9 protein-coding genes are annotated in these 9,968 nt (G+C 60.1%); 7 read left to right on the top strand and 2 right to left on the bottom strand.

Features of this window, described 5'->3' with window-relative positions; all coding sequences use genetic code 11:
- The 7 genes from ACHFGA_RS08080 to ACHFGA_RS08050 all read left to right on the top strand — a co-directional run.
- Positions 1–1,300 (top strand): carbon starvation CstA family protein (locus ACHFGA_RS08080; RefSeq protein WP_394281888.1); only part of this gene is annotated, 1,300 nt, incomplete at its 5' end.
- Positions 1,301–1,302: 2 nt separating this feature from the next.
- Entirely contained in the window at positions 1,303–1,497 is a 195-nt protein-coding gene (locus ACHFGA_RS08075) for a YbdD/YjiX family protein (RefSeq protein WP_394281887.1), read from the top strand.
- 52 nt (positions 1,498–1,549) lie between these two features.
- The gene (locus ACHFGA_RS08070; protein ID WP_394281886.1) at positions 1,550–2,566 is read left to right on the top strand and encodes a 3-isopropylmalate dehydrogenase; all 1,017 of its coding nucleotides are present in this window, start codon (positions 1,550–1,552) and stop codon (positions 2,564–2,566) included.
- 91 nt (positions 2,567–2,657) lie between these two features.
- Complete coding sequence (locus ACHFGA_RS08065) at positions 2,658–4,178, top strand: cell wall-binding repeat-containing protein (protein ID WP_394281885.1); 1,521 nt, start codon at positions 2,658–2,660, stop codon at positions 4,176–4,178.
- A gap of 46 nt (positions 4,179–4,224) precedes the next feature.
- The gene (locus ACHFGA_RS08060) at positions 4,225–6,081 is read left to right on the top strand and encodes a DUF294 nucleotidyltransferase-like domain-containing protein (RefSeq protein ID WP_394281884.1); all 1,857 of its coding nucleotides are present in this window, start codon (positions 4,225–4,227) and stop codon (positions 6,079–6,081) included.
- On the top strand, positions 6,081–6,665 hold the full coding sequence (locus ACHFGA_RS08055; RefSeq protein WP_394281883.1) for an exonuclease domain-containing protein: 585 nt from the start codon (positions 6,081–6,083) through the stop codon (positions 6,663–6,665). Before ACHFGA_RS08060 ends, ACHFGA_RS08055 begins: the two co-directional genes overlap by 1 nt.
- Positions 6,666–6,686: 21 nt before the next feature.
- Positions 6,687–7,478: a fumarylacetoacetate hydrolase family protein gene (locus tag ACHFGA_RS08050; RefSeq protein ID WP_394281882.1), complete on the top strand. Its 792-nt coding sequence runs from the start codon at positions 6,687–6,689 to the stop codon at positions 7,476–7,478.
- 40 nt (positions 7,479–7,518) lie between these two features.
- Here the strand turns inward: ACHFGA_RS08050 and ACHFGA_RS08045 are convergent, their stop codons facing one another.
- Together ACHFGA_RS08045 and ACHFGA_RS08040 are read right to left on the bottom strand one after the other, a co-directional pair.
- The gene (locus ACHFGA_RS08045) at positions 7,519–9,390 is read right to left on the bottom strand and encodes a hypothetical protein (RefSeq protein WP_394281881.1); all 1,872 of its coding nucleotides are present in this window, start codon (positions 9,388–9,390) and stop codon (positions 7,519–7,521) included.
- 2 nt (positions 9,391–9,392) lie between these two features.
- A partial coding sequence (locus tag ACHFGA_RS08040; RefSeq protein ID WP_394281880.1) for a DUF3558 family protein occupies positions 9,393–9,968 on the bottom strand: 576 nt, incomplete at its 5' end.

Here is a 9,968-nt window from a genome sequence, read left to right as displayed (position 1 = left end):
CCTCCTGGCGGTCGCCATCGTCATTGAGCGGCCCGAGGTACAGATGCCGGCGATTACCTCCTTCGCCATCAACGGTGACGGCCCCGTATTCGCCGGAAGCCTGTTCCCATTCCTGTTCATCACGATCGCCTGTGGTGCGCTCTCTGGCTTCCACGCCCTGATCTCTTCAGGAACCACCCCGAAGCTGCTGGAGAAAGAATCGCACATGCGCTCCATCGGCTATGGCGGAATGCTCATGGAGTCCTTTGTGGCGATCATGGCATTGATCACCGCTGTGGTCATTGACCGCCACAAGTACTTCGCCATGAACGCACCAGCAGCCGCCACCGGCGGGACCTCAGAAGGGGCGGCAGAATTCGTCGGCACGCTCGACCTGCCAGGAACACCGATCACAGCCGCGGAGCTCGACGCGGCAGCCAATGCGATCGGGGAGGCCACCATCGTCTCACGCACCGGCGGCGCCCCGACTTTGGCTTATGGGATGAGCGAAATCATGACCGACCTCTTCGGGCACCCCGAACTCCAAGCATTCTGGTACCACTTCGCGATCATGTTCGAGGCTCTGTTCATCCTGACCACCGTCGACGCCGGAACCCGCGTGGCGCGCTTTATGATGACCGACACCCTGGGCAACGTGCCAGGCCTGCGCAAATTCAAAGACCCCAACTGGACATTAGGCCACTGGATCTCCACGATCTTCGTGTGTTTCCTCTGGGGCGCAATCCTCATTATGGGGGTCACCGACCCGCTTGGCGGCATCAACGTGCTGTTCCCGCTGTTCGGTATCGCTAACCAGCTACTAGCAGCGATGGCCTTAAGCTTGGTCTTCGTCATCTTCATCAAGAAGGGCCTGTACAAATGGGCGTGGATCCCAGCAGTACCGCTGGTGTGGGACCTCGTCGTCACCATGACCGCCAGCTGGCAAAAGATCTTCCACTCAGACCCATCCATTGGCTACTTCGCTCAGCACGCCCGCTTCCGCGAAGCCCAACAACAAGGCCTAACCGAATTCGGCACAGCCTCCAGCCCAGAGGCCATCGCCGCAGTGGTGCGCAACACCATGATCCAGGGCATCCTCTCCGTCGTATTCGCTGTACTGGTACTGATCGTCGTCGGAGCGGCATTCGCCGTCGCTGTCCAAGCCATGAGAGCTAGGTCCGCCGGAACCCCACTTGAGACAACCGAAGAGCCAGACATCCCATCGCGCACCTTCGTCCCACGCGGCCTCACGGCCACCAAGGAAGAAAAGCAGATGATGAACACCCTCGGCATCGAACAAGGCAGTACAGGAGAAAACTAACCATGGTCCACGCCCTAGTGAAAGCAACGGCCTCCATTTCCTGGTACTTCAAAGAACTGATGGGGGACAACGACTACAAGAAATACTGCGCCCACCTCGCCACACACCACCCAGGGACAGAGGTGCCCTCCGAGCGCGAATACTGGAAACGCCGCTGGGCACACCAAGAAGCGAACCCACAGGGACGCTGCTGCTAAGCTTTGGACAATAAAACCTATGGTGACAACGGTTGAAAGGACTTCCTGAAAGATGAAGATTGCAGTCATTGGTGGCGACGGTATCGGCCCCGAGGTCATGGCCGAGGGCCTCAAGGTCCTCCACGCCGTACGAGACGATGTCGAAACCACCGTCTATGACCTAGGCACACGCCGCTACCTCAAGAACGGCGAGCTGCTTACCGACGATGACCTGACCAGCCTGCGCGAGCACGACGCCATCCTGCTCGGCGCCATTGGCGACCCAGACAAGGTCGCGCCGGGCATTCTTGAGCGCGGTCTGCTGCTGCAGATGCGTTTCAAGCTTGATCATTTCGTGAACCTGCGCCCTTCCAAGCTGTACCCAACCGCGGTGAGCCCGCTGTCCAACCCCGGCGATATTGATTTTGTCGTGGTCCGCGAGGGAACGGAGGGTCTGTACTGCGGGAACGGCGGTACTCTGCGCCAGGGCACCCCGCACGAAGTGGCTTCCGAGGTCTCTCAGAACACCCGCTTCGGAGTGGAGCGCACTGTGCGCTACGCGTTCGAGGCGGCGATGAGCCGGAACAAGAAGCTCACCTTGGTGCACAAGACCAACGTTCTGGTCAACGCGGGCACCCTGTGGCAGAACACCGTCAATGATGTGGCTAAGGAGTACCCAGAGGTAGAGGTGGACTATAACCACATCGACGCGGCCACCATTTACCTGGTGACAGACCCGCAGCGCTATGACGTGATCGTTACGGACAACCTGTTCGGTGACATCATTACGGACCTGGCCGGTGCTGTTGCTGGCGGTGTGGGCTTGGCGTCTTCGGGCAATATCGATGCGTCCAAGGCCAACCCGTCGATGTTCGAGCCGGTGCACGGGTCCGCCCCAGACATTGCTGGGCAGGGTATCGCGGATCCGACCGCGATGATCTTGTCGGTCGCGATGATGCTGCGCTGGCTTGGCGACGAGGACAATGCGGTGCGTATCGAGGAAGCAGTGTCCGCCGATGTGTCCGCGCGTACCGATGCTGCTGTGGTGACCACGGAGGTCGGTGACCGGATCGCGGCTGCGTTGCAGTAGGCTGTAACCACCGTTGTCTTATGCGCCCTTGCTAATGTACACGGCAAGGGTGCTTTTGTTTTGTCATTGATTTCCCATTGAAAGGTTTGACATGCGCCGACTTTCCCGCAGCGCTCTCGGAGTAACCGCCCTCGCCCTGTCTAGTGCCCTCGTTCTGTCGTCGTGTAGCAGCGATGGCAACGGTGCAGGACCTGGTACCAATGGCAGCGCTGACGGCCAGAGCGCTGATGGCCGCCCCGTGCTGGAGACCAATGGCCCAGAGGTTCTGGAAGACTCAGATGGGACCGGCGTCGAAGTGTCTGAGCGCCTCTTCGAGGAATCTGACACCGTGGTGGTCGCTTCGTCGAAACGCGATGACCAACTGCACGCTGCGGCTATCGCAGTCAAGCTGGGCGCACCGATGCTTGTTCGCCACTCCGGCACCGATGAGGCTGTGGACGCGGAGATCGAACGCCTGGGCGCGGATCGCGTCATCAACGTGCCGGCCAGCGGCGAGGATGCCGACGAAGAGCTGGAGGCAACAGAGCCGGTAACCGTCCCGGCTGAGTCCGATGCTGTCACGGAGATCGTGGCGCTGGAGCCGGGCGAAGAGCGGGATCTTGCCATGCCGCCGATGTTCGCCACCGACGTGACCTCCCTGGCTGCGGCCGCAACGGCGAACGCGGCCGGCGCTGACATCGAGGTCCTCGATTACGCGGATCCGCGCATGACCTCTGAGTCCATGAAGACCGTGACCGAGCAGGACACCATCGCGCTGGGGGCGCAGTGGGGCTCCGACGAGGACTACGCGGAGCGCGTCGAGCTGGCCAACAATGGCGAGCTTCCAGGCGGCGGCGGGCTGGTCTTCCCAGGCCGTCGGATGATTGCACTATATGGGCACCCATCCGGTGATGCGCTGGGTCTGATGGGCGAGCAGCCCCCGGCTGAGGCAGTGGAGCGACTGAAGCCGATGATCGAGGAGTACCAGCAGTTTGAGGACCAGCCTGTGATCCCGGCGTTTGAGATCATCGTGACGGTGGCCTCCGAATTCCCGGGTGAGGACGGCGACTACTCCAACGAAGGTGCGGTAGAGGACTTCATCGGCTATATCGACGCGATCACCGAGGCCGGCGGCTACGCCGTACTTGACCTGCAGCCGGGCCGCGCCACCTTCCTGGACCAAGCGAAGCGTTACGAAGAGCTTCTGAAGCGGCCGAACGTTGGTCTTGCGATCGACCCAGAGTGGCGCATTGGCCCAGACGAGCTGCCGATGCAGCGCATCGGTAACACTACCGCAGCAGAGATCAACGAGGTCTCCCAGTGGCTGGCGGATCTGACCCGCGAGAATAACCTGCCGCAGAAGGCTTTCGTGGTGCACCAGTTCCAGCACCAGATGGTGCGCGACCGCGACCAGGTGGACACTTCCCATCCTGAGCTGGCGTTCGTGCTGCATGCCGATGGCCACGGCACTCCGGATCTGAAGTTTGAGACCTGGAATGCGCTGCGCGAGGGGCTTTCCGACGAGTGGTTCATGGCGTGGAAGAACTTCATCGATGAAGACACCCCAACCTTTACCCCGCAGCAGACCTACGAAACCGTGGATCCGCGTCCATGGTTCGTGTCCTACCAGTAATCCAGTTTTACTGTTAGAGGGGTCACAGATACGCTAATGTGACCCTATGACTGTTGAACTCGACGAGGTCCGCGGCTTCCTCGCCGACCACGAACCCTTTGCCTATCTTCCGGAAGCGACGTTAGATGCGTTGCCCGGACAGATGGGCATTATTTATGTCCGCCGCGGCGATGAGATCGTACCGCTCGGCAGCGTGAACAACACGTTGTACGTGATCCGCTCCGGGGCCGTCGATATCGTCAGCGAGGACGGGTTGCTGCTTGATCGTCGTGACGCGGGCCGCAATTTCGGCTATTCCACTCTGGTGGGTGAGCCCGAATCGCTGTACCGCATGGTCGCGGTGGAAGACAGCCTGTTGCTGACGATTCCCCGCGCGACATTCACTTCGCTTATCGACGAGCACCCTGACCTTGAGCGGTACTTCACCACGCAGTCGCACCGGGTCCGCGCCGCCGCTGATGAAATTCGCGACGACGCCACCGCGGAGGTGTTGCGCACCCCGATCGCGGAGCTGGTCAGCAGTCAGTCTCTGCTGACATGTGGCCCGGAGACGACCGTGCAGGAGGCCGCCTCCATGATGACGCAGGGGCGGGTGTCCAGCATCATCGTGCTCGATGGTGAGGCGATCGTCGGCATCCTGACCGACAAGGATTTGCGCACGCGCGTGGTGGCCCAAGCGCTGCCTGTACAAACCTCCATCTCTGAGGTGATGACAAGGAATCCGCGCACCATCGACTCATCGGTGCTCACCTTTGAGGCGATGCTGGTGATGAGTGAGCTTGGCGTACACCACCTCCCCGTCATTGGGGCCACGGGCAGCGTCGATGGCATCTTGACCAGCGGTGACATATTCCGCCAGCTGCAGACCGATCCGATCTACTTGGCCGCCGATCTTGCGCGCGCCGACTTGGAGGAACTGAGTGGTGCTTTTGAACGTGCCGGCGAGGTTGCCTCTAAGTTCCTCGACCGTGGCGCCAGTGCAGAAGAAGCACATCGTCTGATGACCAGTGTGGCCGACACGATTGCCCGTCGCCTCATCGAACTTGCGGAAGAGAAGTTCGGCCCGACCCCGATTCCCTATGCGTTCGTTGCGGTGGGATCCCAAGGTCGCAAGGAGATGGGCCCAGGCTCCGACCAAGACAATGCGCTGGTGCTGGCTGATTCTTTCGCGGTGGCCGCCCACGGACAGTACTTCGCCGACTTCACACGCTTTGTGTGCGAGGGACTTGGTGCTGCCGGCCAGAAATTGTGCCCGGGTGACATGATGGCCTCCAACCCGAGCTGGCGGATGACCGTCAGCCAATGGAACGAGACCTTCACCGGGTGGGTGACAGCACCTGAGGCAGAAGCCCTGCTTAACGCGCAGATCTTCTTCGATATGCGTGCGATCGCCGGTGATGAATCTTTGGCAGAGCAGGTGCATGAGAACGCGGTGCGTGCGGCTGCACGTTCGCGCCGCCTGCATGCGCATTTGGCGGCGCTGTCGGCACGGCGCGAGCCACCCATCGGATTTTTCCGCGGTTTCGTCGTGGAGCGTTCCGGGGAGTATGCCTCCACGTTGGACATCAAAAAGGGTGGCACCGCCGCAATTGTGCAGATGGCGCGCTTGTACGCGATCGTGGCGGGCCAGACCGTCGTCGATACGCGTGCGCGTTTGGAAGCCGCGTCCGGCGATAGCGTATCGACGAAGGGTGCAAACGAGCTGCTCGACGCGTTTGCGTACCTGCAGACACTGACCGTGCGCCACCAGGCCGCGCAGGTGCGGGCGGGGGAGACCCCGGATTACAGGATTGAGCCGAGCAAGTTGTCCTCGCGCGATCGTGATAATTTGCGCGACGCGTTTGGTGTGGTCAAGTCGATGCAGAACGCACTGGCATCGAAATACCCAGTGAGGACGATCTGATGTTCGGCCTGTTTCAGCGTGGGGCCAAGCGCACGCTTATCGACGACCACTTCCTTGCCATCGACGTGGAAACCACGGGGTTGAAACCCGGCCGTGACCAGCTGGTGTCGGTGGGGTGGGTGCCGGTGACTGACCGTGTGATTGAGCTGGGCAAGGCTGGATACTTCGTCGTGGAAGGTGCAGTGGTGGGGGACTCGGCCACTGTTCACGGCGTGACCGATGATGATGTCGCACGCGAAGGGCGTCCGGCAGAGGAAGTGCTCGCGGCGGTACAAGAAGCGCTAGAAGGCAGGCGGCTGCTGGCGCACTTCGCGCAGATGGAAACTGGTTTCCTTTCGCAGCTGCATAAACGCGTGCATGGTTCTGCCTGGAAGTTTCACGAGGACGAAGTGGTGGACACCTTTGCGATGGAACGCCGCCACATGGAGCGCATGGCTACGTATCCGCGCGGCGAGGATCTGCGGCTGGCCCGGGTGCGTGAGCGTTACGGGTTGCCGGCCTACAGGAATCACAATGCGTTGACCGACGCGATTGCGTGCGCGGAGGTGTACTTGGCGATCACCGCCCATCAGGAGCAACGGTAGTGGTGGTGTAAGCTACAGCACATGCGTTTTGGACGAATTGCCACACCAGAAGGAATGACGTTCGCAGTTATCGATGATGACGCGACGACCGCCAAACAAATTGCAGGAACCCCGTTCACTGAACCTGAATACACGGGGAAGCAGTGGGACTTGGATGAGGTCCGTTTGCTGGCGCCGATGCTGCCCAGCAAAATTGTGGCCATCGGCCGCAACTACGCGGACCACGTTATGGAGGTCTTTAAGGAGTCGGCCGAGCACCTGCCGCCAACTCTGTTCTTGAAGCCGCCGACAGCCGTCGTTGGTCCTGAGGCAGCTATTAAGATCCCGGATTTTGCCACGAAGGTGGAGTTTGAAGGGGAGTTGGCGCTGGTCGTCGGCACGCCGTGTAAGAATGTGCAGGCGAAAGACTGGCGTAGCGTGATCCGCGGCGTGACCATTGTCAACGATGTGTCTTCGCGTGATCTGCAGTTTGCTGATCACCAGTGGGCGCGCGCGAAGGGCATCGATACTTTCTGCCCGCTGGGCCCGTGGATTGAGACGGACCTAGACAAGTTTGAGCTGGACAACCTGCCGATCAAGGCGCACCTGACCCACGATGGCGAGCGCAAGACTTTGCAGGATTCCAACTCTGAGCAGATGATCATGGACTTTGGGGAGATCATTGAGTTCATCACGGCGTCGATGACCTTGCTGCCTGGTGACGTGATCTGCACTGGCTCCCCAGCAGGAACCGCCGCCATGGTACCTGGAGACTACATTGAGGTAGAAATCCCAGGCTTGGGCACCTTGGGCAACCCAGTCGAGCGCGCCTAAATTTCAGCACGCGGTATCTGGGTCTGGGTGCTCAGTGTCTTTAGCGGTCGGTGCGTGGTTCGCGGACCCATGCGCCGATCACACCCGGAATCACCTCAGGGCCCTCACCCAGGAGTGCCTTGAGGTTGCCTTCGCGTTCCACCGCGCTGGTTTTAATCCCGCGTACGGAATTCGACGTTCCACCGCGTTGGGTCCCGCCCCGGCCGGCACCCATCATCCCACCCATCGGCACCCCACCACGAGCATTGCTGCCGCCCTGACCAGCGGCGCCGGCGTAGCCAGCACCTGGAGCTGCGTGCGGCGCCGGTTTTCCTACCGCACCATGCGGGCCAGCCCCACCGAGAGCTCCTTGCGAACCAGACATCCCCGACGCACCCGGCATGCTGCCCGAACCTGCGAGGCCGCGCGCGCCTGGCATGCTGCCGGAACCAGTCAGGCCGCGCCCACCTGAGGTAAAACCACCTGTTCCGTATCCGCCGCTGATTCCTGACATGCCGGGTGCCCCGATCCCGGTACGCCCTGCGCCTGCACGGCTATGATTAGTGTTTCCCACCCCACGCCCAGATCCTGTCACGCTGCCAGGCACCGCGGTACCCAGGCCATGGCCAGCCCCGCTGGTACCTACACCGCCAGGGCGAGAAGCCACACCAGCAGTAGTGGTTGGGACACTGGCTGCACCTACACCGGCTGGGTTGATCTGCGGAACAGGCCCTGACGCACTGGCACTAGGTGTTGCGGCACCTGGACTACCAGGCCCAAGTTGCGCTCCCGGGTTGAGAGTTGGCGGCATGCTCGGGGCTGCAACAGATGCGGTTGTGGTCGGGGTTGCTCCTGCCACAAGCGCGTTGAGGTCATCCATACCCGCCCGCTTAAATTCTTCAGCTAACTGCTGAGGGCTTCGCATCCGGGCCTGTTCAGCCATACCGATATGTTCCATCGCTTCTTGAACGACCGAGGGCAGTGGCATGTCCTGCCACTCGTTCAGGCGAGCACCTCCTGATTCACCAACCGAACCCACTCCTCCTGCAGACAGCCCAGACGGGTCGAGTGCGGAGGGCAAGAGTTGGGTAATGGGTGGGATCGCTGGCGGGAGTGCTGCAGCAACAGTCGCCGGATAGGAGGCCAGGTAGGCCTGTTCGAACGCTGCAGCGGCATCCGGGCGGGTTGCAGCAAGAATCGCGTGGGCTTTGGCAGCCGCCATGACTTGTTGGCCTAATGCTAGGCTGCCGGTGCCCAGGTTGGTGGTGGTCGCACCCATTGTTGTGGTGTTGGCGGCAAACACAGCCCCAGCTTGTTGGAGGGCGTGGATGGTGGTGATCGCATTGGCGATTGCTTGGGTGTCTGCGGAACTGTCTAAATCGGCGATCACACTGTTGAGTGAGTCAGCTGCGTTGGCGACTTTTGTTGAGAGTGCTTCCCAATGACCTGTCATCGATGTGGGCACGCCGTAGTTGGTGGCACTGTATTGGGCGGCTAGTGCTGGTAGTGAGCCTGGGTGGGCAACACCTGGTGGGGTGATTGCAAATGGTGTTGTTTCGGTATCGACGATATCGGCCACGTGATTCTTGGTCAGTAGTTCCGCCCCGTCGGATCGTAGGCCGACTGCACCGATTAACCCGCTGATGTTGGAGTCTGCGTCGATGACATCGACGAGGTTTTGGCGTAGTTGGGCTGCAATATTGGAAAAGCGATTAGCAAACGCTTGTCGTGATTGCGTGCCGTTGTCATCGATGACCCGACCGTGTGAGTCACCCATCTCCTTTAAACCAGACACGGAGGTGAAGACGGAAAAGTCTGGTAGTTCGAACAAAATCGTTGGGGTGGCGAATTCGTTCATCGGTGCCGCTAGCTTAGCGATAGCCGCAGCTACATCATGTGGAATGATATTTAGATCTTGTCCCCCGAAAGTCATTATTAGCTCCTTAGTAGTTTTTCGATAATTTCCTTAGCAGTTTGACAATGTGCCTGAGTCTCTCTGCTTTTTACAGAGTCCGCGGATCCCGCAATGAAATGCCCCCGAACGGTCGAAACCGCAGCACTACAATTGTTGCCTAGGGAAGAGTCGACCTTGAAAAACAGCATGTCGGGATAATAGTCTGACTGCTGATCGGTTAAAACTTCTGCTTGCTCGAAAATTCGTTCTCCAGGAACAATATTTCCTGTAACGAAAGTAGCGAACTGGGAAGTTCCTTCGATCGGATGCAAATGGCACCCGAGATTAGTCCCCTCGTGCTGCGGATACGTCACTCCATCAGTTTTGAACCCTACTTTCGCGAATTCTTCATCAGAGATCTCCTGGCAGGGGTCGAAGACGTCCGGGTAGACCTCGAACGGATCGAATGGCCCAAGTTCCAAAGTGCCGGATTCAAAATGAAACGCATCTACTGTCTCAACTTCAGGCTCTGGCTCGACGACCTCAGTAGCAATCTCGGTCACGACAGCGGCAGGGTTCGCGTCGGTGCCTGCTGAGCACGCAGGCAGCAGCAACGG

It is taken from the genome of Corynebacterium sp., from assembly GCF_043426755.1.
In the GTDB taxonomy this organism is placed as follows: domain Bacteria; phylum Actinomycetota; class Actinomycetes; order Mycobacteriales; family Mycobacteriaceae; genus Corynebacterium.
Note: the sequence above shows the minus strand (reverse complement) of the source record. Positions and strands in the feature narration are given on the sequence as shown.

What these genes read in the sequence shown, in the direction of transcription:
- ACHFGA_RS08045 (WP_394281881.1), bottom strand. Translation starts at nt 9,390, where the DNA reads ATGACTTTCGGGGGACAAGATCTAAATATCATTCCACATGATGTAGCT.
- ACHFGA_RS08075 (WP_394281887.1), top strand. Translation starts at nt 1,303, where the DNA reads ATGGTCCACGCCCTAGTGAAAGCAACGGCCTCCATTTCCTGGTACTTC.
- ACHFGA_RS08055 (WP_394281883.1), top strand. Translation starts at nt 6,081, where the DNA reads ATGTTCGGCCTGTTTCAGCGTGGGGCCAAGCGCACGCTTATCGACGAC.
- ACHFGA_RS08065 (WP_394281885.1), top strand. Translation starts at nt 2,658, where the DNA reads ATGCGCCGACTTTCCCGCAGCGCTCTCGGAGTAACCGCCCTCGCCCTG.
- ACHFGA_RS08070 (WP_394281886.1), top strand. Translation starts at nt 1,550, where the DNA reads ATGAAGATTGCAGTCATTGGTGGCGACGGTATCGGCCCCGAGGTCATG.
- ACHFGA_RS08060 (WP_394281884.1), top strand. Translation starts at nt 4,225, where the DNA reads ATGACTGTTGAACTCGACGAGGTCCGCGGCTTCCTCGCCGACCACGAA.
- ACHFGA_RS08050 (WP_394281882.1), top strand. Translation starts at nt 6,687, where the DNA reads ATGCGTTTTGGACGAATTGCCACACCAGAAGGAATGACGTTCGCAGTT.